This window comes from Micromonospora sp. CNZ299, assembly GCF_002754415.1.
This window is the reverse complement of record NZ_PEFG01000001.1, coordinates 2,222,226-2,248,002: the sequence shown is the minus strand read 5'-3', so window position 1 is coordinate 2,248,002 and position 25,777 is coordinate 2,222,226. Positions and strand designations below refer to the sequence as shown.

The following is a 25,777-nucleotide window of genomic DNA, read 5'->3' as shown; positions in this document are numbered from 1 at the left end:
AGTTCACCGCGGCGCGTCACCCGGCCGCACCTGACCCGGCCGGGACGGCGAGCGGGGCGGGGGCACCGAGCACATCGGAGAGCAACTGCGCGCACCACTGCAACAGCGCCTGGTCACGCAGCGGCTCCCCGCCGATCCGACGGGTGCTCGGCCGAGGCACGCTGACCTGGTCGGTGGCCTGCTTGTAGACGGCGTCCGGGTGGTAGCGCTTGAGCCGCATCTGCTTCGAATCCGGCAACGGCAACGGGCCGAACCGCACGTGCTTGCCCTGCATCGACACGTCGGTGAGGCCGTACCGGCGGGCCAGGAGGCGGAACCGGGCCACCTCCACCAGGTTCTGCACCGGGGCCGGCGGCTCGCCGTACCGGTCGGTCATCTCGGCGACCACCTCGGTCAGCCGCTCCTCGTCCCGCGCCTCGGCGAGCTTGCGGTACATCTCCAGGCGCAGCCGCTCCACGCTCACGTAGTCGTGCGGCAGGTGCGCGTCGATCGGCAGGTCGATCTTGACGTCGGGCTCGTCCTCCGACCGCTCACCCTTGAACGCGGAGACCGCCTCGCCGACCATCCGCACGTACAGGTCGAAGCCGACGCCCTCGATGTGCCCGGACTGCTCACCGCCGAGCAGGTTGCCGGCGCCCCGGATCTCCAGGTCCTTCATCGCCACGTACATGCCGGCGCCCAGCTCGGTGTGCTGCGCGATGGTCGCCAGCCGCTCGTGGGCGTGCTCGGTGAGCGGCTTCTCCGGTGGGTAGAGGAAGTAGGCGTACGCCCGCTCCCGGCCCCGGCCGACCCGGCCGCGAATCTGGTGCAGCTGGGCCAGGCCGAGCAGGTCGGCCCGCTCCACGATCAGCGTGTTGGCGTTGGGGATGTCGATGCCCGACTCCACGATCGTGGTGCAGACCAGGACGTCGAACTCCTTCTCCCAGAAGCCGACCATGACCTTCTCCAGAGCATCCTCACCCATCTGGCCGTGCGCCACCGCGACCCGCGCCTCGGGCACCAGCTCCCGCAGTCGCCGCGCCGCCCGGTCGATCGACTCGACCCGGTTGTGCAGGTAGAAGACCTGCCCGTCGCGGAGCAGCTCGCGGTGGATGGACGCCGCCACCTGCCGGTCGTCCTGCGCGCCGACGAAGGTGAGCACCGGGTGCCGCTCCTCCGGTGGGGTGGCGATGGTGGACATCTCCCGGATGCCGGTGATCGCCATCTCCAGGGTGCGCGGGATCGGGGTGGCCGACATGCTCAGCACGTCGACCGACGCGCGCAGCGTCTTCAGGTGCTCCTTGTGCTCGACACCGAAGCGCTGCTCCTCGTCGACGACCACCAGGCCCAACTGCTTGAACCGGGTCGCGGTCTGGAGCAGCCGGTGGGTGCCGATGACGATGTCGACGGTGCCGTCGGCGACCATCTCCAGCGTCCGCTCGGTCTCCTTCGGGGTCTGGAACCTCGACAGCTGCCGGATCTCCACCGGGAACTGGCTCATCCGCTCGGCGAACGTGTTGTAGTGCTGCTGCACCAGCAGCGTGGTCGGCACCAGCACCGCCACCTGCTTGCCGTCCTGCACGGCCTTGAACGCCGCCCGGACCGCGATCTCGGTCTTGCCGTAGCCGACGTCGCCGCAGATCAGCCGGTCCATCGGGACGGTCTGCTCCATGTCCCGCTTGACCTCGTCGATCGCGGCGAGCTGGTCCGGCGTCTCCTGCCAGGGGAAGGCGTCCTCCAACTCCCGCTGCCAGGGGGTGTCCGGGCCGAACGAGTGGCCCTTGGACGCCTTGCGGGCTGCGTAGAGCTGGATGAGCTGCGCGGCGATCTCCCGCACCGCCTTACGGGCCCGGGCCTTGGACTTCTGCCAGTCCGAGCCGCCCATCTTGTGCAACGTCGGCTGCTCGCCGCCCACGTAACGGGAGAGCTGGTCGAGCTGGTCCGTGGGGACGAACAGGCGGTCGCCGGGCTGACCACGCTTGCTGGCCGCGTACTCGATCACCAGGTATTCGCGGCTGGCCCCGTTGACGGTGCGCTGCACCAGCTCGACGTAGCGGCCGATGCCGTGCTGCTCGTGCACGACGTGGTCGCCGGCCTTCAGCTCCAGCGGGTCGATGGTGTTGCGCCGCCGGCTCGGCATCTTGCGCATGTCCCGCGTCGAGGTGCCCCGACCGCCGGTCACGTCGTTGCCGGTCAACAGCACGAAACGGGACGCCTCGTCGACGAACCCGCTGCTCAGCGCACCGCAGGTGACCACCAGCTCACCGGCGACCGGCGCGGTCGGCACCTCCTCGGTCAACCGGGCGCCCAGCCCGGCGTCGCGCAGCACCTCCACCGCCCGCTGGGCGGGGCCGTGGCCTTCGAAGACCAGCGCGATCGACCAGCCCTCGCCGGCCCAGCGTTTGAGGTCGTCGACCACCCGGCTGGTCTCGCCGTGGTAGAGCGGGGCAGGCTGGGCGGCGAGGGTCACCGCGATGGCGTCGTCCGGGGTGACCGCGGCCTGTTCCGGCGCGTCCTCCCAGGGCTGCCGCGTCTCGGTCGCGGTCTCCGCCTCGACGAGACCGAACGGGGACAGCGTCCACCACGGCTGGCCGAGTTTGCCGGCTGTGGCGCGCACCTCGCCGAGAGTGCGGAAGGCGGCGGCGCCGACGTCCACCGGGGCCTGGCCGCCGACCGCAGCAGCGGCCCAGCTGGCCTGGAGAAACTCCTCCGAGGTACGCACCAGGTCGTGCGCCCGGGTGCGGATGCGCTCCGGGTCGCAGAGCAGCACGTGGGTGCCGGACGGCATCGCGTCCAGAAGCAGCTCCAGCGAGTCGGGACCGACCAGCACCGGCGCCAGCGACTCCATCCCCTCCACCGGGATGCCCTCGGCCAGCTTGTCGAGGATCTCCGCCAACTCGGGGTGCTGCTCGGCCAGCGCGGCGGCCCGGTCACGGACCTCCGGGGTCAGCAGCAGCTCCCGGCAGGGCGGTGCCCACAGCAGCGGAACCTGCTCGATGGTCCGCTGGTCGGCGACGGCGAAGGTGCGGATCTCCTCCACCTCGTCGCCCCAGAACTCGACCCGGGACGGGTGCTCGTCGGTGGGCGGGAAGACGTCCAGGATGCCGCCGCGCACGGCGAACTCGCCGCGCTTGGTGACCAGGTCGACCCGGGCGTACGCCATGTCGATCAGCCGGCGGGCGACCTCCTCCAGGTCGGCCTCCTCACCGGCGGCGAGCTGCACCGGCTCCAGATCGCCGAGCCCCTTGAGCTGCGGTTGGAGCAGAGAACGGACCGGAGCCACGACCACCCGCAGAGGCCCGGTGCTCCCGTGCGCGTCGGCAGCCTCCGGGTGCGCCAACCGGCGCAGCACGGCCAGCCGTCGGCCCACCGTGTCCGAGCGTGGCGACAGCCGCTCGTGCGGCAGCGTCTCCCAGGAGGGGAAGACCACCACCTGTTCCGCCGGCAGCAACCCACCCAGCGCGGCGGCCAGGTCGTCGGCCTCCCGGCTGGTGGCGGTCACCGCGAGCACGGGTCGCCCGGCCCCACCCCCGGTGCCGTCGGGGTCGGCCGCGACCGCAGCGACCGCGAACGGGCGCAACGCCGCAGGGGCGGTGATGTCGAGGCCGTCGACCTGGGCGGCACCGGAGCGCGCCAGGTCACGCGCCCGGGTCAGCCCGGGGTCGGCCAGGGCGGCGGAGAACAGACCGGTGAGCAAGGGAATCCTTCCCGGGGAGTCGACGCACACGACGGCGGCCCCTCGTCCAGCCGGACGGGGGGTGCACGACGACAAGCCTATCCCCGTCCACCGACACACACCCCCTTCCGCTCAGGTCCACGCCGCGCGGCGCGCGGCACCCCGCCCGCGCACCCCCTCGGCCCAGGTCCACGCCCCGCACCCAAGCCCGCGCACGCCGCTTCGCCCAGGTCAGCGCCCCACAGCCCCACGACCCGCACCCCCACGACCCGCACCCCCACGACCCGCACCCCCACGACCCGCACCCCCGCGCCGCGCACCCCACGACCCGCACCCCGCGCCGCGCACCCCACGACCCGCACCCCCGCGCCGCGCACCCCGCGCCGCGCACCCTCAACCCAGGCCCGCGCCACGCCCCACACCCCCACGGCTCGCACCCCGCGCCGCGCACCCTCAGCCCAGGTCCGCGCCACGCCCGCGCGGGCCCGTGAACCACCCCAAGATCCACGCAACTTCGGGCAAGTTGCTGCTTCCGGGGCGCGGGAGGCAGCACTTTCCCTGATGTTGTGCGGATCTTGGGGCGGGACCCCGAACCCGGCAGCCCGAGGCGGTCGGAAACGGGAGATAGATCTTGACCGGCGGCCTTCTGACATGGTCGGGTTTCGGGGTGGATGAGCAGTGGCGGGCACAGTTCGACGCGGAGGTGAGCTTCGCCAACGGCGGCGGGCTGCGCACCGAGGGGTTCCGGCTGGACGTCCCCGGTCAGGAGATCAGCGACGACGACCTGGCGGCGTTGTTCGTCCGGCACCTTGGGTTGCTGATGGTCGCCGAGGTGCGGATCAGCGCGAAGACGATCATCGAAGAACCGCACAAGGGCGGCCGGGGCGTTGCCGTTGACCGGCCGGCGCCCGCCCGCAGGCTGGTCGAGCTGAGCCACGTGATCAGCGACGGGATGATCACCCTGCCGGGCTGGCCGGGGCCGCGGATCACCGACTGGCTGACGTTCGCGGCATCCCGCGAGCGGTACGCGGCGGGCACCGAGTTCCACGTGGCGCGGATCGACCTGATCGCCAACACCGGCACGTACGTGGACACTCCCGCCCATCGCTGGGCGGGCGGCGATGACCTGACCGGGGTGTCGCTGGACAGCCTCGCCGACCTGCCCGGGGTGGTGGTCCGGGTGCCGGCCGGCGTTCGGGCCGTGGACCGGTTGATGCTGGCCCCGTACGAGGTGGCCGGGCGCGCGGTCCTGCTGCACACCGGGTGGGATGCGCACTTCGGCACCGAGCGGTACGGCGCGCCGGAGGCGCCGTACCTGACCGGGGACGCCGCCCAGGCGCTGGTTGACGCGGGCGCGACCCTGGTCGGCATCGACTCGATCAACATCGACGACATGAGCCCGGCGGCCGGAGGTCAGCGCCCCGCGCACAGCGCGCTGCTCGCCGCCGGCATCCCGATCGTGGAGCACCTGACCGGCCTGGACGCGCTGCCCCCGACGGGGTTCCGGTTCACCGCGGCCCCACCGAGGGTGGCCGGCATGGGCACCTTCCCGGTCCGGGCCTTCGCCGTCGTCAACCCCTGACGCCACCCGCGGCGCTGACGCCACCCGCGGCGGCGGCAACGCGCGGTCGGCCGGTCAGTAGCGCACCGAGATCCTGCGCGCCACGGCGTCCACCCGGATCTCCCCGCCGTACGGGATGATCAACTGCGGGTCGGTGTGGCCGAGGTCGACGTCGAAGACCACCACCGCGTCCGGGTTGTACGGCGCGAGCGCGCGGGTGATCGCCTCCCGCTGGGCATCGCCCCACGCCTGCCGTTCCGGCACCGACAGGGGCTTGTTGAAGTCCCAGGCCTTGGGGCGACCGACGACGATGGCCGGGAAGGCGGCGAGCAGGCCCCGCTCCCCCATGTTCCGCACGATCCGGAACACCTCCTGTGCGCCGGGCATCTCCTCGGAGGTTTCGACGAGAAGCACTGACCCGTCCAGCTCGGCGGCGGTGGGCACCCGGTCGGTGGCCAGCAACCAGTGCAGGATCTCCAGGTTGCCGCCCCAGGTGCGCCCCCGCACCTCCCGCTGCGGGCCCTGCCAGCGCCAACCCGCGCCGGGCAGCATCTCCGGCTCGTGGGCCAGCGTCTCCGGCTCGGTCCACGGGTTCGGCCGGTCCCCCCAGTCATGGGCGGGCGTCAACTCGTACCAGTCGGTGGTGAACAGGGCCGCGCGCAGCGAGGCGAAGGTCAGCGGGTGCGGCGAGCCGGGCCGGCCGAGATGCACCAGCACCGACCCACCGTGGTAGGCGACGATGCCCAGCCGGTAGAGGTGGTTGAGCACGTTGGTGTTGTCGGAGTAGCCGAAGTAGGGCTTGGGGTTGGCCCGCAGCACGTCATTGTCGAGGTGCGGGGTGACCGTGATCAGGTCGTCGCCGCCGACAGTGGCGAGCACCGCGGTGATGCTCGGGTCGGCGAAGGCTGCGGTCAGGTCGCGGGCCCGGTCGCGCGGGTCGGCCCCCAGGACCCGGGTGGTCGGATACTCCACCGGCTCCAGGCCGAGTTCCTCGCGCAGCCGGCGAAGCCCCAACTCGTACACGTGGGGGAAGACGGCTGGCAGGCCGGCGGAGGGTGAGACGACCGCGACCCGGTCGCCAGGCCGGGGTTTGGGCGGGTATTTCAGCGACACCATGATCGAACGCTAACGGTCCGGCCACCCGGTTTCCGCCCTGCGGATTACAAAACCGGCCATAGGCTCACAACGTGGACACCGCATCGCAGGGCCGAGACCGGGACTGGGCGCCGCGCAGCATCGGGTTGCTTCTCGGCACCCTGGTGCTCGCCACCGCGTTCATCGCGGCCTACGTCGGCGCACTGCATCAGCCCACACCCCGCGACCTGCCGGTCGGCGTCGCCATCGGCGACCAGCGCGCCCAGGCGACGCTCGACGCCGTGCGCGGCCAGACCAACATCATCACATCCGTCGGGTACGACGACGCGAGCGCCGCCGAGCACGGGCTGCTCAGCCGCGCGGTGTACGCCGTGCTCAGCACCGGCCCCGACAACGGCCTGCTCCTCACCATCGCGAGCGCCTCCGGCCCCTCCGCCACCAGCGCGATCAAGGAGGTGCTCACCACCGCCACCACCCGCAGCGGCACCCCGCTACAGGTCGTCGACGAGGTGCCGGTCACCTCGGCCGACCCGCGCGGGGTGGTGCCCTTCTACCTGAACGTCGGCTACGTGCTCGGCGGCTACCTGGCCTCGACCGTGCTCGGGATATCCGCCGGCACCACCCCACGTACGGTGCGGCGGGCCGGGCTGCGCATCGCCGCCCTGGCCGTCTACAGCGTGCTGCTCGGCATCGCCGGCGCGGTCGTGGTCGGACCGGTGCTGGACATCTGGCACCACGACGTACCGACGATCGCTGCGATCGGCGCGCTGGCCGTCTTCGCCGCCGCGATGTTCGCCAGCGCCGTCCAGGGCTGGCTCGGCGTCGCGGGCACCGCGCTGGTCATCCTGCTTCTGGTGGTGCTCGGCAACCCCGGCTCCGGCGGCATCTACGCGCCCGAGTTCCTGCCCGGCGTGCTGCGCGGCATGCACCGGTGGAACATCCCCGGCCTCGCCAACGACCTGAGCAAGGCGGCGGTCTACTTCGACTGGCGATCGGCCGGCTGGCCGGCCTTCGCCCTCGCGCTCTGGGCGGTGCTCGGCGGGCTGGGTCTGCTCGGCGCGAGCCTCGTCCGCGGTCGCCGGGCCGTCACCTCCGACTCCGGCCCGACCCGCCCCGGCCCCGCTCCCGCCGGCGACGGTGGTTGAGATCACGTCCGAAAACACCGTTCCAGGGGCACTGGATCGCCCGGGGGTCCTCCAGACATCCGGTGCACGCGGATACCATCCAGTGAGTCGGACAGCGCTGTCCTTCGTACCCACGTAAGGGAGCGCACCGTGACCGATCAGCATGACCACGACGGCCCGGATGCCGCGCTGCGTGCCGACATCCGCCGGCTCGGCACCCTGCTCGGGCAGACCCTGGCCCGACAGGAGGGTCGCCCACTGCTCGACCTCGTCGAGGAGATCCGCGCCCAGGTCCGCACCGACGCACCGGCGGCCGCCCAGCGCCTCGGCGGGCTCGACGTGACCACCGGCACCAAGCTGGCGCGCGCCTTCTCCACCTACTTCCACCTGGCCAACATCACTGAGCAGGTGCACCGTGCACGGGATCTGCGCCGCCGCCGAGCGGTGCAGGGCGGGTGGCTGGACCAGGCGGCCAAGATGATCGCCGAGCGCGGGGTGCCCGCCGAGGAGATCGCCAACGCGGCCCGCCGGCTGGCGGTCCGACCGGTCTTCACCGCGCACCCAACCGAGGCGGCCCGCCGCTCGATCCTGTCCAAGCTGCGGGCGATCGCCGACGAGTTGGACACCGAGACCGCCAACGCGATCCTCTACGGCGCCAGCGACGAGGGCCCCGCCAACCGCCGCCTGGCCGAGCTGCTGGACCTGATGTGGCAGACCGACGAGCTGCGGCTCGACCGGCCGGACCCGACCGACGAGGCCCGCAACGCCATCTACTACCTGCGCGACCTGTACGCCGAGGCCGCCCCGCAGGTGCTCGACGACCTGGCCGACACGCTGCGCACCCTCGGTGTGGAGACCTCGCCGACGGCCCGGCCGCTGAGCTTCGGCACCTGGATCGGCGGTGACCGCGACGGCAACCCGTTCGTCACCCCGGCGGTCACCCGTGAGGTGCTGACCATCCAGCACGAGCACGGCATCGCGGCCACCGAGAAGGCCATGGATCATCTGATCAGCGAGGTCTCGGTCTCCCGCCGGCTGCGCGGGGTTTCCCTGGACCTCTCCGCCAGCCTCGCCGCCGACCTGGACGCACTGCCCGAGGTGGCGACGCGGTTCCGGCGGGTCAACGCGGAGGAGCCGTACCGGCTCAAGGCGCGCTGCGTGAAGGCGAAGCTCGCCAACACCCGGCAGAGGCTGCGCCAGGGCACCGCGCACGTGCCGGGTCGGGACTACCGGGGCTCCGCCGAGCTGATCGCCGACCTGGATCTGCTGCGCGCGTCGCTGGCCCGCAACTCCGGGCAGCTCACCGCCGTCGGCCGGCTGGCCTCCACCATCCGTACGGTGTCCGCGTTCGGCCTGCACCTGGCCACGATGGACGTCCGGGAGCACGCCGAGGCGCACCACGCGGTGCTCGCCCAGCTCTACGAGGCCGTCGGCGAGGTCTCCGACTACCCGGCGCTGACCCGCCTGGAGCGCACCAAGCTTCTCGCCGACGAGCTGACCGGCCGCCGGCCGCTGTCCACCCTGGACACGGCGCTGTCCGAGCCGGCCCGTAAGACGTTCGACGTGTTCAGCACGATCCGGGAGGCACAGGACCGGTTCGGCGCCGAGGTGATCGAGTCGTACATCATCTCGATGACCCTGGGTGTCGACGACGTGCTGGCCGCCGTGGTGCTGGCCCGCGAGGCCGGCCTGGTGGACGTGCACAGTGGGCGGGCCCGGGTCGGGTTCGTGCCGCTGCTTGAGACCCCGGCCGAGCTGAACGCCGGCGGTGAGCTCCTCGACGAGCTGCTGTCGCTGCCCGCGTACCGGGCGTTGGTGAGCGCCCGAGGCGACGTGCAGGAGGTCATGCTCGGCTATTCCGACTCCAACAAGGAAGCCGGGATCACCACCAGCCAGTGGTCGATCCACCGGGCGCAGCGCGCGCTGCGTGACGTGGCGGCCCGGCACGGAGTGCACCTGCGGCTGTTCCACGGCCGGGGCGGCACGGTCGGTCGCGGCGGCGGGCCGACGCACGAGGCGATCCTGGCCCAGCCGTACGGGACGATGGACGGCGCGATCAAGGTGACCGAGCAGGGTGAGGTGATCTCCGACAAGTACACCCTGCCGTCACTGGCCCGGGAAAACCTGGAGCTCACCCTCGCGGCGGTGCTCCAGGCGACCCTGCTGCACACCGCGCCCCGGCAACCGGCCGAGATGTTGGAACGCTGGGACGCGACCATGGACGTCGTCTCCGAGTCCGCGTTCCGCTCCTACCGGTCGCTCGTCGAGGACCCGGACCTGCCGGCGTACTTCTGGGCGTCCACCCCCACCGAGCTGCTCGGCGCACTCAACATCGGCTCCCGGCCGGCGAAGCGCCCGAACACCGGCGCGGGCCTGTCCGGTCTGCGGGCCATCCCGTGGGTGTTCGGCTGGACGCAGACCCGGCAGATCGTGCCGGGTTGGTTCGGCGTCGGCTCCGGCCTGGCCGCCGCGCGTGAGGCCGGACTGGCTGACGTGCTGGCCGAGATGCACCGTAACTGGCACTTCTTCCGCACGTTCCTGTCGAACGTCGAGATGATGGTGACCAAGACCGACCTGAGCATCGCCCGTCGCTATGTCGAGACGCTGGTGCCGAAGAAGCTGCACCCGATCTTCGAGCAGATCGAGCAGGAGTACGAGCTGACCAAGCGGGAGCTGTTGGCGGTCACCGCCTCACCGGCCCTGCTGGAAAACTCGCCGGTGCTCCAGCGCACCCTGGCCGTCCGCGACACCTACCTGGAGCCGCTGCACCACCTCCAGGTGGCCCTGCTGCGGCAGTACCGGGAGTCCGGGGCTGCCGGGCGGGCAGTGGCCACCGCTCCGGGTGGCCGACGTGCGCCGAGCGACGGCACCGCCCTGGAGCGGGCGCTGCTCACGACGGTGAACGGCATCGCCGCCGGAATGCGCAACACCGGCTGATCGACCGAAGGAAATCAGGCCACCAACCCAGCCGCGTCGATCATGCAGTTGTGGTGCCCCGCAAAAGCCGCCAGAAAGGGCGAAGCAGGCACCACAACTCCATGATCGACCGGGTTGGGGGTGGGGATTAGGGGCAGGTCAGAAGTCGCCGCCGCCGAAATCGCCGCCGCCACCAAAGTCGCCGCCACCGAAATCGCCGCCCGCGTAGTCGCCGCCGCCCTGGTCGCCGCCGCCCTGGTCGCCGCCGCCGCCCTGGTCGACACCGTCCCCGCCCTGGTCGACACCGTCACCGAAGCCCTCCTGGTAGCCAGCGTCGTAGCCGTAGCCGGGATCGGCGAAGGCGGGCGAGAACAGCGCGTCGGCGATCAGGATGCCGCCGAGCACACCGGCGCCGGCACCCAGCGCCGTCTTCCACCAGGGCGTCGAATACCACCCCGCCGGCACCGGCCGACCCTGATAACGCCCACCCGGGTAGTAGTAGGGCGTTTCCCGGCCGGGCTGGGGGCCGGCCCGGAACGTCTGCCCCTGCACGTCGACCTCGCGCTCCTTCGTGAGCTGGCCCACACCACGGGCGGCGGCCAGCGCCGGCACCTCGGGGCCCGGGTCGATGCCCAACGCGGTACGCGCCGCCCGGATGTACGCGAGCCCTTCCAGGGCGGTCTCCCGAGCCAGCGTGAACTGGTGTGGCGTACGCGCCTGCTCCAGCTGCGAGCCGGCCGCGTTGTAGCGCTCACCGGCGTCGGCCAGCGCCTGGCGGACCGCCGGCTCTTCGCCCTGCAGGTTCATCAACTGGCCGCCGAGACGCTCGTACCACCGTTGCGCCTCCGCGCGGGCGTCGCCGAGCTCGGTACGCCTGCGGGCGCCGGCCTGGGCGCGGATGAGCGCTGCGGCGCCAAGTGCGCCGACCAGCACGACAGCGAGGCAGAGCACAAGTTCCATGTCATCGAACGTACCCCCGGGTGTCACGTCATATCCGTCTGGCAAGCTCCGGTGATGGACGTCTCGACGCTGCTTGTGGTGATCGTGTGCCTCGGCGCCGGCGGGGCGGTGGGCTGGCTCGCGGCCCGGTCCCGCTCGGCGGCCGACATCGCCCGCCTCGATGCCACCCTGGCCGCCACCCGAGAGGGTGAGGGCCGGCTGGAGCAGTCCATGCGGGCCCTGAGCTACGAGGCGACCGCGCAGTCCCAGGAGGCGGTGGCCCGCGCGGTCGCCCCGCTGCACGACTCCCTGCGCCGCTACGAGCAGCGGGTGGCCGAGCTGGAGCACGACCGGGTCGACGCGTACGCCGAGCTGCGCGAACAGGTGCGCTCGATGAGCGCCGTCTCCGGTGAGCTGCGCACCGAGACCAAACAGTTGGTGGCGGCGCTGCGGGCACCACAGGTGCGGGGTCGCTGGGGCGAGCACCAGTTGCGCCGAATCGTCGAGGCGGCCGGGATGCTGGAGCACTGCGACTTCTCCGAGCAGGTCACCGCTGACAACGACGGGCAGGTTGTCCGCCCCGACCTGGTGGTCCGGCTGCACGGCGGCCGGTCCGTGGTGGTGGACGCCAAGGCGCCGTTCGACGCGTACCTGACGGCCATGGAGTCCCGCGACGAACGCGGCCGGGATGCCCACCTCGACGCGCACGCCCGGCACCTGCGCGGGCATGTCGACGCGCTGGCCGCCAAGTCGTACTGGTCGGCGTTCGACAACTCGCCCGAGTTCGTGGTGCTGTTCGTCCCCGCCGACCCGTTCCTCGACGTCGCGCTCCAGCGTGACCCGTCGCTGCTGGAGCACGCCTTCACCCGCAACGTGGTGCTGGCCACGCCGGCCACGCTGGTCGCCCTGCTCCGCACTGTGGCCTACTCGTGGCGGCAGGAGGCGCTGGCCCGCAACGCCCTCGCGGTGCACACCCTCGCCCGCGAGCTGTACGGGCGGCTCTCCACCCTGGGCGACCACGTGGGCAAGCTCGGGTCGTCGCTGGCCGGCGCCGTGACCGCGTACAACCGTGCGGTCGGCTCATTGGAGGCGCGGGTGCTGGTCAGCGCCCGAAAGCTCGCCGAGCTGGGGGTGTCGGACGAGGAGTTGGCGACGCCCGCGCAGGTCGAGTTGGCGCCCCGGCAGCCGCAGGCGCCTGAGCTGGCCGACCAGGCCGGCGAGGTCTCGGCCCGCTAGTCAGTCATGTGACAGCGCGTGTGCACGCATGTCACGAAGTGGTCACAAGGGACTGGCCGGTAGTGACAGTGCTCACCGACACCCCGAAAGATTTTGCTCACCCACGTGCCCTGGTCCCTGAGGGCCCTGTTCTCTGGAGGAAAGAGAACGTGAGCAAACCCCGAAATCTGAGCCGGCGCACCTCGGCCGCGCTCTTCGCGTCGGTCCTGGCGACGAGCGCCCTGACCGTCGTGGGTGGTGCCGCCACAGCGGCCGCCGCTCCTGTCACCACACCGGACGCTTCCCCGGCCACCGCCGCCGAGACGCTGGGCGCTCACGACGCCAAACTGCTCGGTGAGGCCAGGGCCAAGAAGGCCCCGACCGTCACCCTGATCGTCTCCACCGAAAAGGGTGAGGCGAGCGATGTCGCCGACGCCCTCACCAAGCTCGGCGGCACCGTCAGCCAGCGGCAGGACAAGGTGGGCTTCGTCCTGGCCAAGGTCCCGACCGACAAGGCCCTCGCGGCGGCACGGCTCCCCGGCGTCTCGGCCGTCGACCTGGACGAGGTCATCAAACTGCCGGACCCGACCCCCGAGCAGACCACCACCGGCACCGCCAGCGCGCGGCAGGCCACGGTCGCGGCACCGGGCGAGGCCACCCGGGCGTCGAACCCGTACATGCCGACCAACGAGACGGGTGCGGTCGCGTTCACTGACGCCCACCCGGAGTGGGACGGCCGGGGCGTCACGATCGGCATCATGGACTCCGGTGTGGACCTCGCGCACCCGGCGCTCCAGCAGACCACCACCGGCGAGCGCAAGATCGTCGACTGGGTCACCGCGACCGACCCGCTGGAGGACGCGACCTGGCGTCGGATGCAGGCCGAGGTCACCGGCCCGTCGTTCACCATCGCGGGCGGCACCTGGACGGCACCGGCCGGCACGTACCGGTTCAACCAGTTCAGCGAGTCCGTCACCGCCGCCAGCGACGCACGGGGTGACGTCAACCGCGACGGCGACACGACCGACGTCTGGGGTGTGCTCTACGACCCGGCCACCAACAACATCTGGGTGGACGCCAACCAGAACCGCAACTTCACCGACGACGCGATGATGCGGCCGTACAAGGAGAAGTACGACGTCGGTTACTTCGGCACCGACAACCCGGCGACAGCGGTCGCCGAGCGGCAGCCGTTCGTCGTCGAGTTCCGCAAGAACGTGAACACTGAGCCGATCGGGCTTCCGGGCACCTACGACTACGTCAACATCGGCATCGTCGAGAGCACCCACGGCACCCACGTCGCCGGCATCACCGCCGCCAACGACATGCTGGGCAACAACGTCTTCGACGGCGCGGCCCCCGGCGCCAAGCTGGTTTCCGCCCGCGCCTGCTCCTGGGGCGGCGGCTGCACCGCGGCGGCTCTCACCACCGGCATGATCGACCTGGTGGCCAACCGCGGGGTCGACATCGTCAACATGTCGATCGGCGGGCTCCCGGGCCTGAACGACGGCAACAACGCCCGGGCGAGCCTCTACAACGAACTGATCGACACGTACGGTGTGCAGCTCGTGATCTCGGCCGGCAACTCCGGCCCGGGCCTCAACACCGTCGGCGACCCGTCCGTCGCCAGCAACGTGATCAGCGCCGCCGCCAGCATCAGCAAGGACACCTGGCTGGCCAACTACGGCTCGGTTGTGCGGAAGAAGAACGCGCTGTTCAACTTCTCCTCCCGTGGCCCGCGCGAGGACGGCGGTTTCAAGCCGAACATCGCCGCCCCCGGCTCGGCCATCTCCACCGCACCGACCTGGCAGCTGGGTGCCCCGGTCCCCGAGGCCGGCTACGCGTTGCCCCCGGGCTACGCGATGCTGAACGGCACCTCGATGGCCTCCCCGCAGACGGCCGGTGCCGGCGCGTTGCTGCTGTCGGCAGCCAAGGCCACCGACCGGGGCGTCAGCCCGGCGGCGCTGCGGCGGGCGATGTTCAGCTCGGCAAAGCCAATCGCCGACGTGCCGACGTACGCGCAGGGCTACGGCATGGTCAACGTGCCGGGTGCGTGGAAACTGCTGCGCCAGGGCGTCGAGACCCGGTCGTACGTCTCCGACGCGGCGGTCTGCACCCCGCTGTCCGGCCAACTGACCATCTGGGACGGCGTGAAGTTCGTGCCGAACCCGGGTCGGGGCACCGGCGTCTACAACCGCTGCGGCTCGGCCCAGGGTGGCCACAAGGTCGGGCAGAGCAAGACCTACCCGGTCAAGATCACTCGCACCAGCGGCCCGGCCGGCACCATCAAGCACAACATCACGCTCCAGGGCAACGACGGCACGTTCAAGGCGCCGAAGACGGTTGCACTGCCGCTCAACAAGGCCGTCACCGTCTCCGTCACCGCCAAGCCGACCGCTGAGGGCGCGCACGGCGCGATCATGAGGATCGACGACCCGGCCACGAACGTGGTCGACTTCGAGGTCTCCACTGTGGTCGTGGTCTCGAACGACGTGAAGAAGCCGACGTTCTCGTACGCCAACGAGGGATCGGTCGACCGGAACGGCTTCACGTCGTACTTCGTGACGGTGCCGGAGGGTGCCAAGGCGCTCCAGGTGAACCTCTCCGGGATCGCCACCGGGTCGCAGACCCGGTTCATCGCCATCAACCCGCTGGGTGTGCCGACGGAGGCAACCACCAGCACCGTCTGCTACACCAACTTCTCCGACGCCAACGTCTGCAAGCCCCAGGAGCGGGACTACCAGAACCCGCTTCCCGGGGTCTGGGAGATCGAGGTGGAGTCGCGGCGGACCTCCCCGGCGATGAACAACCCGTTCAAGCTCCAGGCGCGGGTGCAGGGCCTGACGGTCGAGCCGGCGCTGGTCGAGCTGCCCAGTGTCGAGGCCGGCGAGCCGACCCCGGTGAGCTGGGACGTCACCAACGCCTTCGGCCCGGTCTCGGTCAGCGGCCGCAGCGGCGCGCTGACCGGTGTGCGCACCGAGCGTCCGACCATCACCGAGGGTGGCCCCAACCAGGAGTGGACCGTCGAGATCCCGGCCGGGACGTCGACGTTCACCGCCCGGATCGGCAACCCCGCCAACGCGGGCTCCGACCTGGACCTGTTCGTCTACCGGGGTGACACCGAGGTAGGCCGGGCCGCCGACGGCGACTCGGAGGAGGCGGTGACGCTGACCAACCCGCCGGCCGGCACCTACCGCGTCGTGGTGGAGCCGTACGGGGTCGACGGGCCGGGCACCAGCACCGCCTACGACTACTACGACGCGTTCGCGTCCGCCTCGCTGGGCACGATCACCGCGCCGGCCGTCGCGGTGCCGCTCCTGCACGGCGAGTCGACCACCATCACCGGCACGGTGACGGCGGTGGCGGTTCCGGCCGACGGACGTCAGCTCTCCGGTGAGCTGGCGATCGTCACGAACGAGGGTGCGGTCGTCGGCCGCGGCACCGTCTCCATCGGTGCCGTGAACTGATCCGTCCGTAAACACCGGAGGAGCCCGTCCCCGAGTTCGGGGACGGGCTCCTTCGCGTTCGGAGGTGTCAGGTGGGGCGGGCGGCCGTCACGACGAACGGGGTGCCCTGCTGGCAGGTGGTCATCATGCCGGGCTCGGCCCGACCGGTGACCTCGACTTGCGCACCGGGCGTCAGCACGTCACGCGGACCGCCGACGAGCAGGTAGCCGTCGAGCAGCACGCAGTTGGGCTCCACGCCGCCCTGCACGGTGCCGGTCAGGGTGGTGGCACCCACACCCGGGGGCGTGCTGGGGCCGCCGGGCTTCGGTGGCTTCGGAGTCTTCGGGCCCGAGGGCGGGGTGGGGTCGACTGTCGGCGGCAGGGCGGTCGGGTCGGGCGTGGGTTGGCTGGTCACCGGCTGCGCTCCCGTCGGGGTCGGGCTGGGTGTGCCGCCTCCGGTGTCCTGACTGCCGCAGGCACTCAGCGCCACGCAGACGGCCAGCACTGGAACGGCGAGCCGAAATGTCCTCATGGCTGATCTGACGTACGCCGGTCCGAGTTCGTTCCCGTGTTCAGCCGCGGGCCGCCGCGGCCTTCATGTCCCGCTTCAGCTCCTGCGGCAGCGAGAAGATCAGCCGCTCGTTGGCGGTGGTGATCTCCTCGACGTCGGCGAAGCCCCGTGCGGCGAGGTGGGTCAGCACGTCCTGGACCAGGTCGTCCGGCACGCTCGCGCCGGAGGTCAGACCGACCGTGGTGGCCCCCTCCAGCCAGGCGTCGTCGATCTCGTGGGCGAAGTCGACCAGGTGACCGGCACGGGCGCCCGCGTCCACGGCGACCTCGACCAGGCGGACCGAGTTCGAGGAGTTCGTCGAGCCGACGACGATCACCACGTCGCACTCGGGGGCGATCTCCTTGACGACGTGCTGCCGGTTGGAGGTGGCGTAGCAGATGTCGTCGCTGGGCGGCGACTGGAGCAGCGGCAGTCGCTGCTTGAGCCGGGCGACCGTCTCCAGCGTCTCGTCGACCGACAGCGTGGTCTGAGACAGCCAGACCACCTTCTCCGGATCGCGGACGGTGACCTTGTCGGCGCCGTCCGGGCCGTCCACCAGCTGGATGTGCGCGGGGGCCTCACCGGCGGTGCCGATGACCTCTTCGTGCCCCTCGTGCCCGATGAGCAGGATGTCGTAGTCCTCGGCGGCGAACCGCTTCGCCTCGTGGTGCACCTTGGTGACCAGCGGACAGGTCGCGTCGATCGCCTTCAGCGAGCGCTGCTTCGCCTGCTCGTAGACCTCGGGAGCCACGCCGTGCGCGGAGAAGATGACGGTGGACCCCTCCGGCACCTCCTCGTTCTCCTCCACGAAGATCGCACCCTGGGCCTCCAGAGTCTGCACGACGTGCTTGTTGTGCACGATCTGCTTGCGCACGTAGATCGGGGCGCCGTAGAGCTTCAGCGCCTCCTCGACGGTCTGCACCGCACGGTCGACGCCAGCGCAGTAGCCGCGCGGCTTCGCCAGGAGCACGCGCTTGCCGGTCCGGGGAGTCGCCTCAGCCTCAGTCACCCGTCCATCGTACGTGCCGACTCCCCCACGGCCACCGGCCCACGACCCCGGACTGACCCGGTGATCAAGAGGTTTGCGTCAGAAACGCGCCCGATGCTGACGCAAACTTCTTGATCACCACGGGGGTCCGTAGGGTGGGCGGGTGACCGAGGGGGCGCGGAGCAGCGCGGAGGAGCCTTGGCCCGTGCGGGTGGTCAGCCAGAAGGTGGGGGCATGGATCGCCAAGCTGGGCTGGGTGTGGGTGGACGGGCAGGTGGCGCAGATCAGCCGCCGCCCCGGGGCCAGCACCGTCTTCCTCACCCTGCGTGACCCGTCGGCCGACCTGAGCCTGACCGTCACCACCAACCGGGACGTACTGGACGCCGGCGCGCCGGAGCTACGCGAGGGCGCCCGCGTGGTGCTGCACGCCAAGCCGGAGTTCTACGCCGCCCGGGGCACGCTGAGCCTGCGCGCCGACGAGATCCGCCAGGTGGGGCTCGGTGAGCTGCTGGCCCGGCTGGAAAAGCTCAAGAAGCTGCTCGCCGCCGAGGGGCTGTTCGACCGGTCCCGCAAACGTCGGCTGCCGTTTCTGCCCGGCCGGATCGGGCTGATCACCGGTCGCGCGTCGGCGGCCGAGCGGGACGTGCTGACCAACGCACGGCGGCGCTGGCCGGCAGTGGAGTTCCGCACCGTCAACGTGGCCGTGCAGGGACCCGCCGCGGTGCCCGACATCGTCGCGGCGCTCAAGGTGCTCGACGCCGACGAGAGCATCGACGTGATCGTCATCGCCCGGGGCGGTGGCGGCATCGAGGACCTGCTCCCGTTCTCCGACGAGGCACTCTGCCGGGCCGTCTTCGCCTGCCGCACCCCGGTGGTCAGCGCCATCGGCCACGAGACCGACGCGCCACTGATCGACTACGTCGCCGACCTGCGGGCCTCCACCCCAACCGACGCGGCCAAGCGGATCGTCCCCGACCTCACCGAGGAGGTACGCCTCATCGGCCAGGCCCGCTCCCGGCTGCAACGGGCGGTCCGCAACCTCGTCGACCGGGAGACCCACCGCCTCGACCTGCTGCGCTCCCGGCCGGTGCTGGCCCGGCCCCAGGTGATGGTCGACCAGCGCGCCACCGAACTGACCGCGATGCGGCAACGGGCCGGACGCTGCCTGGACCACCGGCTAGCCGCCGCCGACGACGAGCTGCGGCACACCCTCGCCCGGCTGCGCGCCCTCTCCCCCGCCGCCACCCTCGACCGGGGGTACGCCATCGTGCAGCGCGCCGACGGGCACGTGGTGCGGGCGGCGACCGAGGTGGGCAAGGGCGACCCGCTGCGGGTACGGCTGGCCGACGGCGAGCTGGCCGCCACGGTGGACGGCTGAGTGGCGACACAGTGACCTGGAGAGCGGTATGTGGAGATGGACGCGATGACTGACGACACGAAGGCCGGGCCGGACGAGCGGCTCAGTTACGAGCAGGCCCGCGCCGAGTTGGCCTCGGTGGTCGAGCGGCTGGAAGCCGGCGGCACGTCCCTGGAGGAGTCGCTGGCGCTCTGGGAGCGCGGCGAGGCGCTGGCGGTGATCTGCCAACGGTGGCTGGATGGGGCGCGGGCACGGATCGACGCTGCCCGGCAGGAGCCCGCTTCCTGACCGCGGGTGGGGCGGCCGGAGCCGCCCCCACCCACGTACGTCAGTTGAACAGGCTGTACAGCTCGGCCGGCGCCTCGACGACCTGGTCCGCCGGCGGCTTCTGCGCGGCGGTGGCGGTGCCGTAGTCGGAGTACGTCATCTTGATCTCCTGGGCGGCGGTCTGCCCGGCGGCCGGCAACTGCAACACCAGCTCGCTGAGGCGGCCCTGCGGGTCCACCTTCGCGGTGAACGGGACCGTCTTCGCCTGGGTGCCCAGCGCGGCGATCGTGGCGGCGTTCAGCGAGCCCGCCTCGGCGGCCTTGGTGACGTCGATGGTGCCGGCGTACGCGCCGGTGCCGGTGCTGCGTACCTCGGTGATGCCCTGGGTCAGCACCGCGCTGCCGGCCGGGTCGACCTTGTCGAAGTCGAAGCCGAGGTTGCGGTTGCCCTTGATCCGGGCCTGGTCCAGGTGCTGGTACTTACCGAGGTTGAGCTGCTTGATGGCCGGCAGGCTGTTGGCGGTGGGGCCGGTCAGCTCCAGCTTGACCCAGCTGTCCGGCTTGTAGTGGATCACGTCGAGCTTCATCGCCAGGTCGGACGAGGGCCCACCGATGGCGATCTTCATGGCCGCGCTCTGGCTCGGCTGGTGCACCTGCCCCTCCACCGTCGAGCCGACGGCGGTGAGGGCGAACCGGAAGTTGCCGTTGCTGATCTCCTTGGTGGAGTCGAGCAGTGCCTGCTTGGCATCGCCCGGCACGGGCGTACCGCTGGCCGCGCTCGGCGCGACGGAGGAGCTCGCCGTCGGGGACGCGGTCGATCCGGCGGTGCCGGTCGTCCCGTCGCCGCAGGCAGCGAGGGCGGGCGTGAACAGAGCGGCGGCTACCAGGCCGGCGCCGAGTCGTCGAACAGTCATGCGTGTCTCCCAAGAGGGTCACCCGACGACCTGGACGGCGCCGGAAACCGGGCGACGCAGCAGCACCGTCGGCTGCGCCGCGCGACCCGGGCCGAGCAGCGCGCCCGGATCACTCCCTCTCTGTTCCCTGTTGACGGGTCGGACAATCACCCTTCTGTCCGGTTGCCCTTTCCGGGCCACCACCAGAGCCGTCGATCGACCGAGCCCGCTCAGCGCAGCGAGCCGGCCAGTTCGCGCAATTCGTTGTCCCGGGCATCGCCGATCACGATCACCGTACGGGTCGGTTCCAGCAGCACCAGCGCCTGCTGGTTTCCCCGGGCCGTGTAGAGCTGCCAGGTGCGCCCGCCCAGCTCGGTGGGGCCCTGGGGCTGACCCTGACTGGTCAGCTCCGCGGGGAGCAACCGCTCCGCCGGCACGTTGCTCTGCAGGAGTTGGACGCCCCGCCCCTCCGGCGTGAGGTAGCCGAGCCGCAGGTTCGCGCCGCCCTCGACGGTCTGGTAGCGGGCGCTGACCGTCGACCAGTCAGAGCCGAGGCCCTCCGGTTGGCTCACCGGAAACACGTTTGCCGACCGGGCCTGCTCGATCGCGGGTGCCGGATCGACGGTGGTGGGCTCGTCGCCGCCGAGAAATCCCCGGTAGAACGCCAGCAGGAGGGCGATCGGGACGAGCAGCACCAGCAGCGAGATCGCCATGTCCTTCGGCGAGCGTTCGGACTTGCCGGACTTCAGCGGAGGCGGTGGCGTCGGATCGGTCGCGGCGGGTTCACCACCGGGGCCGCTGGGGACGTCGACCGGCGGCTGACCGTCGGGCGGCGTGCGGTCGGCGGGGACGCGGTCGGCTGGCTGTGCGGGTTCCACCCCACCATCTTCGCAGCCGCCCGACCGGCGGTATCCGGGCCATCACCGCCCCGCGCCGACCCCGGGTCGGCCATCGTGTGAGGATCAGCGACAAAGCCGGCAGTGGGGGCCTCCCCGACGTCGGTCGTCCCCGCACCGTCGCGAGGAGGAGTAGCCGTCATGACGAACACCAGGACGCGGATCCCACAGGATCTCGACCGAAACCTTGCCCTCGACCTGGTCCGGGTCACCGAGGCCGCGGCGATGGCCGCCGGCCGTTGGGTGGGCCGGGGTGACAAGGAAGGCGGCGACGGAGCCGCTGTCGACGCGATGCGCAAGCTGATCAACTCGATCCAGATGCGCGGCGTGGTGGTGATCGGCGAGGGCGAGAAGGACAACGCCCCGATGCTCTTCAACGGCGAACACGTCGGCGACGGCACCGGCCCGGAGGTGGACGTCGCCGTCGACCCGGTCGACGGCACCACCCTGATGAGCAAGGGCATGCCGAACGCCGTGGCGGTGCTGGCCGTCTCCGAGCGCGGCGCGATGTTCGACCCCAGCGCCGTGTTCTACATGGAGAAGCTCGCCGTCGGGCCGGTGTACGCCGACGTGATCGACATCAACGCCGGTGTGGCGGAGAACCTGCGCCGGATCGCCAAGGTCAAGGGCACCGACGTCTCCGAGGTGACCGTCTGCGTGCTGGACCGGAGCCGCCACGACGACCTGGTCGCGCAGATCCGCCGGACCGGGGCGGGCATCCGGTTCATCTCCGACGGTGACATCGCGGGCTCCATCGCGGCTGCCCGGGGCGAGTCGGATGTCGACGTGCTGATGGGCATCGGCGGCACCCCGGAGGGCATCATCTCCGCCTGCGCGTTGAAGTGCATGGGCGGTGCGATGCAGGCCAAGCTCTGGCCGCGCGACGAGCAGGAGCGGGAGAAGGCGATCGCCGCCGGACACGACCTGGACCGGGTGCTGAGCACCGATGATCTGGTAACTGGCGACAACTGCTTCTTCGTGGCGACCGGGGTCACCTCCGGGGATCTGCTGCGCGGGGTGCGCTACCGGGCCGGCGGCGCGTACACGCAGTCGATCGTGATGCGCTCGAAGAGCGGCACCATCCGGGTGATCGACTCGTACCACCGGTTGGAGAAGTTGGCGCTCTACTCCGCGATCGACTTCGACGGTCGTCCGCTGGCCGAACAGGAGTGACCATCACCGACACAGCGACCCCACCGGTCCTGTCCGCCGCCCGCCGGATCACCGGTGTCGCGCTGGCTTCGATCTCCGGGGTCGCGGTGGCGGTGCAGTCCCGCATCAACGGCGAGCTGGGGGAACGCCTGGCCGACGGCTTCGCGGCCGCTGTGGTCTCCTTCGGCGGCGGCCTGGTGGTGCTCCTGGTGCTGGTGCCGCTCACCCCCGGTGGACGGCGTGGCCTGGTCGCGTTGCGGGGCGCGCTCGCGAGGGGCGCGCTGCGGCCGTGGCAGTGCCTCGGCGGCATGTGCGGGGCGTTCCTGGTGGCCTCCCAGGGCCTGACCATCGGCTCGCTGGGCGTGGCCGTCTTCACCGTGGCGGTGGTGGCCGGCCAGAGCGGCAGCAGCCTCGCCGTGGACCGGGCGGGAATCGGACCGACTGGCCGGCAGCCGGTCACCCGACAACGGCTCGCCGGTGCGGTGCTCACCGTGCTGGCGGTCGGCCTCGCGGTCGGTGACCGACTCAAGGACCCGGGCATGTTGGCGCTGGCCCTGCTGCCCCTGATCGCCGGGGTGGGCACCGCCTGGCAGCAGGCGGTCAACGGCCGGGTCCGGGCGGCGGCCGACAGCGCGTTGACCGCCACGCTGGTCAACTTCTTCGTCGGCACGGTCACCCTGCTCGTGGCGTTCGCGATCGACCTCGCGGTGCGCGGCTGGCCGACCGGTCACCTCCCCACCGAGCCGTGGCTCTACCTGGGCGGGCCGATCGGCATCGTGTTCATCGCCATCGCGGCGGCCATCGTGCGCTTCACCGGGGTCCTGCTGCTCGGTCTGGCCACCATCGCGGGCCAGATCGTGGGGGCGGTCCTGCTGGACCTGGTCTCGCCCACAGCCGCCTCGCACCCCGGCCTGAACACCCTGCTCGGGGCCGCGCTGACCATGGTGGCCGTGCTGATCGCGGCGCTGGCACCGCCCGCCAGGCGCTGACCGCGAAGCGCCAGGCGCCGTCTCGATCCGGACACGAGCCGGTCTGTCCTCGATACCAAGGGTCAGCCGGCGTCGGAGGAGTGCCCCGGGAAGAGGTGCGCGCCCGGGTCGATGGCCACGGCCGCGTTGTTGACCGCTGTCGCGGCCTCGCCGAAGCCGGTCGCGATCAGCCGGACCTTGCCCGGGTATTCGGTGATGTCACCTGCCGCGAAGACCCTCGGCAGGTTCGTCGCCATCGCGCTGTCCACCAGGATGTGCCGGCGGTCGAGCTGTAGCCCCCATTCGGCGAGGGGCCCCAGATCGGCGGTGAAGCCGAGGGCTGCCACCACGACGTCCACCGGCAGCGTCTCGGCCGCACCACCGCGTACGGTCACCTCGGCGCCGGTCACCGTGCCGTCCCCGATCAGTCGGCTGACCTCGGCGTTGACCACCACCCGCACCGGCAGAGACAGCACCCGGGCCACCGTCGAGGCATGCGCTCGGAACTTCTCCCGTCGGTGCACCAGGGTCACCGAACGGGCCAACGGCTGTAGCGCCAGCGCCCAGTCGAAGGCGGAGTCGCCGCCACCGACGATCAGCACGTCCCGGCCGGCCAACTCGGCGGGCTCGGTGACGAAGTAGACGATCCCCGAGCCGGGGGTGCCGTCGGCGCACGGCAGCGGCCGAGGACTGAAGCTGCCGAGCCCGCCGGTGACCACGACCGCGCCGCAGCCGAGCTGCTCGCCGCCGGCCAGGCCGAGCACCGGACGCCCATCGGCGTACGAGAGTTTCTCGGCGCGCGTGCCGAGCAGGTACTGCGGATTGAACGGGGCTGCCTGGGCGACCAGATTGGCCACCAGGTCGCGACCCTTGACGGCGGGAAAGCCGGCCACGTCGAGGATCAACTTTTCCGGGTACATCGCGGTGACCTGGCCGCCCGGTTCCGGCAGCGCGTCGATCACCGCCACCGACAACCCCCGGAACCCCGCGTAGTACGCGGCGAAGAGACCGGCCGGGCCGGCCCCGATCACGGCGACATCGACCTCACGCATGGCGTACCGTCGCTTTCCGCTCACGGATCAACGCTTGCTGATCTCGACCGTAGGCGGGCGATGACGGTCCGGCAAGCACGTCCCAGAGGCGCGCCGGGGAATCGGTCAGGGCAGGCGGAGTGTGTCACCCGAGTAGTCCGGCCCGTCCACGGCCGGGCGCCGCCGGCGGAACAGGATCGCCGCGACCACCCCGCCGAGCAGCCCGAACAGGTGACCCTGCCAGGAGATCCGCTCGTCGGTGGGGAGGATGCCGACCAGTTGCCAGCCGTAGAGCAGGCCGACCAGGAGGAAGACGGCGAAGTTCCACCAGCTGCGCTCGACGATGCCCCGCGTGAGCAGGATGCCCAGGTAGCCGAAGATGACGCCGCTGGCGCCGACCACCACCGAGTTGGGTGAGCCGGTGAACCAGACGCCGAGCCCGCTGACCAGGATGATGACCAGGGTCGACCAGAGGAACCGGCGGGCTCCGGCGGCCAGGACGAACGTGCCCAGCAGGATCAGCGGGATGCTGTTGCTGTAGAGGTGGTCGAAGCCGTGGTGCAGGAACGGGGAGAAGAAGACCCCGTCCAGCCCGTCGATGCGTTGCGGGATGATGCCGGCGGTGGCGTCCAGGCCGAACGCGAGACCCTGGTCGACGGCCTCGATGAGGAAGAGGAACGGGACCACCGCACACATGGCGACGAAGGCTCGGCCGAGCGCGGCGTAGAACGCCTCGGTGCCGAACCGGAAGGGGTCGCCGCTTGACGGGTGCAGAGTCACCGTACAACTGCTATCAGCAAAATCGGCCTACCGCCACTCACGTCCCGTCCGAGCGGCCCGGCGTACGCGCGACGGCGGGGCAGGTGGTCGCCCACCTGCCCCGCCGTTGGACCGTCAGTAGGTGTTGTTGTTCTGGAAGTAGGTCCAGGCACCGCAGGGTGTCTTGTACCTGCCCTTGATGTAGCCCAGCCCCCACTTGATCTGGGTGGCCGGGTTGGTCTGCCAGTCGGACGCGACGGAGCTCATCTTGTTGCCCGGGTATGCCTGAGGGATGCCGTACGCGCCGGTCGAGGAGTTGCGGGCCTTGTGGTTCCAGCCGCTCTCCTTGGTCCAGAGCTTCTCCAGGCAGGGGAACTCGGAGATGCCGAAGCCGGCGTCGATCGTCATGGCGCAGCCGGTCTTGCGGTTGCCGCTGTACTCCTCGCAGGACGCGGGGATAGGCCCGGTGTACGGCTTGGCGGGCGCGTTGGCGGCGGCCTCGCGCTCGCGCTTACGGGACGCCGCGGCGGCCTCGGCCTTGCGGGCCCGCTCGGCGGCTTCCTTGGCGGCCTGCGCCGCACGCAGCTTGGCCTGGTATTCGGCGGCCCGCTGCTGGGCGAACTTCACCTGGTGGGCCGACTGCCGCTCGCGCTGGTACGCGAAATCGGCCCGGTCGACCTCGACGCTGACCTGCTCGGTCAGGCCCTGTTGCTGGGTTTCCCGATCTTCGCCCAGATAGAAGCCGCCGGCTACGCCCACGGAGAGCAGCGCCACGGCGGCCGTTCGGGCACCCAACCGGCTCCACAGCCGACTCACGAAGTGGTCCCTTCGTCGGGGGCAAGGACGCGGCGCGGCCGGCCACAGGTGGGCCATCAGCCGTGCCACGAGCGCCCCGACCGCTTGCCGGTCGCGCCGACGCACCGACCGCCGCCGATGCCGCCCGTCCCAGGACAAACGATCATCAAC

At 71.5% G+C, this 25,777-nt stretch carries 19 protein-coding genes; 9 read left to right on the top strand and 10 right to left on the bottom strand.

What is annotated here, in order from left to right:
• Nucleotides 1-16: 16 nt before the first annotated feature.
• On the bottom strand, nucleotides 17-3,676 hold the full coding sequence (gene mfd, locus CLT68_RS10830; RefSeq protein WP_099850563.1) for a transcription-repair coupling factor: 3,660 nt from the start codon (nucleotides 3,674-3,676) through the stop codon (nucleotides 17-19).
• Nucleotides 3,677-4,322: 646 nt separating this feature from the next.
• On the opposite strand from mfd, the gene CLT68_RS10825 reads away from it, so the two are divergent.
• Nucleotides 4,323-5,237, top strand: coding sequence for a cyclase family protein (locus CLT68_RS10825; protein WP_099850561.1), 915 nt, complete (start codon nucleotides 4,323-4,325; stop codon nucleotides 5,235-5,237).
• Between the two features lie 54 nt (nucleotides 5,238-5,291).
• Here the strand turns inward: CLT68_RS10825 and CLT68_RS10820 are convergent, their stop codons facing one another.
• Nucleotides 5,292-6,332, bottom strand: coding sequence for a S66 family peptidase (locus tag CLT68_RS10820; RefSeq protein WP_099850559.1), 1,041 nt, complete (start codon nucleotides 6,330-6,332; stop codon nucleotides 5,292-5,294).
• Nucleotides 6,333-6,403: 71 nt separating this feature from the next.
• Between CLT68_RS10820 and CLT68_RS10815 the strand changes: the two genes are divergently transcribed.
• A complete protein-coding gene (locus tag CLT68_RS10815; protein ID WP_099850557.1) occupies nucleotides 6,404-7,456 on the top strand; it encodes a hypothetical protein in 1,053 nt (350 codons plus the stop codon).
• Between the two features lie 129 nt (nucleotides 7,457-7,585).
• Nucleotides 7,586-10,372: a phosphoenolpyruvate carboxylase gene (gene ppc, locus CLT68_RS10810; RefSeq protein WP_099850555.1), complete on the top strand. Its 2,787-nt coding sequence runs from the start codon at nucleotides 7,586-7,588 to the stop codon at nucleotides 10,370-10,372.
• A 138-nt stretch (nucleotides 10,373-10,510) separates the two neighbouring features.
• Here the strand turns inward: ppc and CLT68_RS10805 are convergent, their stop codons facing one another.
• Nucleotides 10,511-11,311 carry a hypothetical protein gene (locus tag CLT68_RS10805; RefSeq protein WP_099850553.1) on the bottom strand — a complete coding sequence of 267 codons (801 nt, stop codon included), beginning with the start codon at nucleotides 11,309-11,311 and terminating at the stop codon, nucleotides 10,511-10,513.
• A gap of 54 nt (nucleotides 11,312-11,365) precedes the next feature.
• Between CLT68_RS10805 and CLT68_RS10800 the strand changes: the two genes are divergently transcribed.
• Nucleotides 11,366-12,526, top strand: a complete 1,161-nt coding sequence (locus CLT68_RS10800) for a DNA recombination protein RmuC (RefSeq protein WP_099850551.1) — start codon at nucleotides 11,366-11,368, stop codon at nucleotides 12,524-12,526.
• 149 nt (nucleotides 12,527-12,675) lie between these two features.
• On the top strand, nucleotides 12,676-15,972 hold the full coding sequence (locus CLT68_RS10795; RefSeq protein WP_099850549.1) for a S8 family serine peptidase: 3,297 nt from the start codon (nucleotides 12,676-12,678) through the stop codon (nucleotides 15,970-15,972).
• Nucleotides 15,973-16,039: 67 nt separating this feature from the next.
• On the opposite strand, the gene CLT68_RS10790 is transcribed toward CLT68_RS10795, so the two are convergent.
• Nucleotides 16,040-16,483 (bottom strand): hypothetical protein, encoded by a 444-nt coding sequence (locus tag CLT68_RS10790; RefSeq protein WP_099850546.1) that lies wholly within the window; start codon nucleotides 16,481-16,483, stop codon nucleotides 16,040-16,042.
• A 40-nt stretch (nucleotides 16,484-16,523) separates the two neighbouring features.
• Entirely contained in the window at nucleotides 16,524-17,510 is a 987-nt protein-coding gene (locus tag CLT68_RS10785; RefSeq protein WP_088946220.1) for a 4-hydroxy-3-methylbut-2-enyl diphosphate reductase, read from the bottom strand.
• A 142-nt stretch (nucleotides 17,511-17,652) separates the two neighbouring features.
• On the opposite strand from CLT68_RS10785, the gene xseA reads away from it, so the two are divergent.
• Together xseA and CLT68_RS10775 are read left to right on the top strand one after the other, a co-directional pair.
• Nucleotides 17,653-18,867, top strand: a complete 1,215-nt coding sequence (gene xseA, locus CLT68_RS10780) for an exodeoxyribonuclease VII large subunit (protein WP_099850544.1) — start codon at nucleotides 17,653-17,655, stop codon at nucleotides 18,865-18,867.
• A 45-nt stretch (nucleotides 18,868-18,912) separates the two neighbouring features.
• Nucleotides 18,913-19,134: an exodeoxyribonuclease VII small subunit gene (locus CLT68_RS10775; protein WP_030328827.1), complete on the top strand. Its 222-nt coding sequence runs from the start codon at nucleotides 18,913-18,915 to the stop codon at nucleotides 19,132-19,134.
• A gap of 40 nt (nucleotides 19,135-19,174) precedes the next feature.
• Here CLT68_RS10775 and CLT68_RS10770 read toward each other — a convergent pair whose 3' ends face one another.
• Together CLT68_RS10770 and CLT68_RS10765 are read right to left on the bottom strand one after the other, a co-directional pair.
• Entirely contained in the window at nucleotides 19,175-20,026 is an 852-nt protein-coding gene (locus CLT68_RS10770; protein ID WP_099850542.1) for a hypothetical protein, read from the bottom strand.
• A gap of 209 nt (nucleotides 20,027-20,235) precedes the next feature.
• Entirely contained in the window at nucleotides 20,236-20,883 is a 648-nt protein-coding gene (locus CLT68_RS10765) for a DUF4245 domain-containing protein (protein ID WP_099850541.1), read from the bottom strand.
• 159 nt (nucleotides 20,884-21,042) lie between these two features.
• Between CLT68_RS10765 and glpX the strand changes: the two genes are divergently transcribed.
• Together glpX and CLT68_RS10755 are read left to right on the top strand one after the other, a co-directional pair.
• Nucleotides 21,043-22,074, top strand: a complete 1,032-nt coding sequence (gene glpX / locus CLT68_RS10760; RefSeq protein ID WP_088946216.1) for a class II fructose-bisphosphatase — start codon at nucleotides 21,043-21,045, stop codon at nucleotides 22,072-22,074.
• 2 nt (nucleotides 22,075-22,076) lie between these two features.
• Complete coding sequence (locus CLT68_RS10755) at nucleotides 22,077-23,042, top strand: DMT family transporter (RefSeq protein WP_374223726.1); 966 nt, start codon at nucleotides 22,077-22,079, stop codon at nucleotides 23,040-23,042.
• A 62-nt stretch (nucleotides 23,043-23,104) separates the two neighbouring features.
• Here the strand turns inward: CLT68_RS10755 and CLT68_RS10750 are convergent, their stop codons facing one another.
• From CLT68_RS10750 to CLT68_RS10740, 3 genes are all read right to left on the bottom strand, one after another.
• A complete protein-coding gene (locus tag CLT68_RS10750) occupies nucleotides 23,105-24,073 on the bottom strand; it encodes an NAD(P)/FAD-dependent oxidoreductase (protein WP_099850538.1) in 969 nt (322 codons plus the stop codon).
• Between the two features lie 105 nt (nucleotides 24,074-24,178).
• Complete coding sequence (locus tag CLT68_RS10745) at nucleotides 24,179-24,832, bottom strand: rhomboid family intramembrane serine protease (protein ID WP_099850536.1); 654 nt, start codon at nucleotides 24,830-24,832, stop codon at nucleotides 24,179-24,181.
• A 114-nt stretch (nucleotides 24,833-24,946) separates the two neighbouring features.
• Nucleotides 24,947-25,627, bottom strand: a complete 681-nt coding sequence (locus CLT68_RS10740; RefSeq protein WP_099850534.1) for an aggregation-promoting factor C-terminal-like domain-containing protein — start codon at nucleotides 25,625-25,627, stop codon at nucleotides 24,947-24,949.
• Nucleotides 25,628-25,777: the final 150 nt, after the last annotated feature.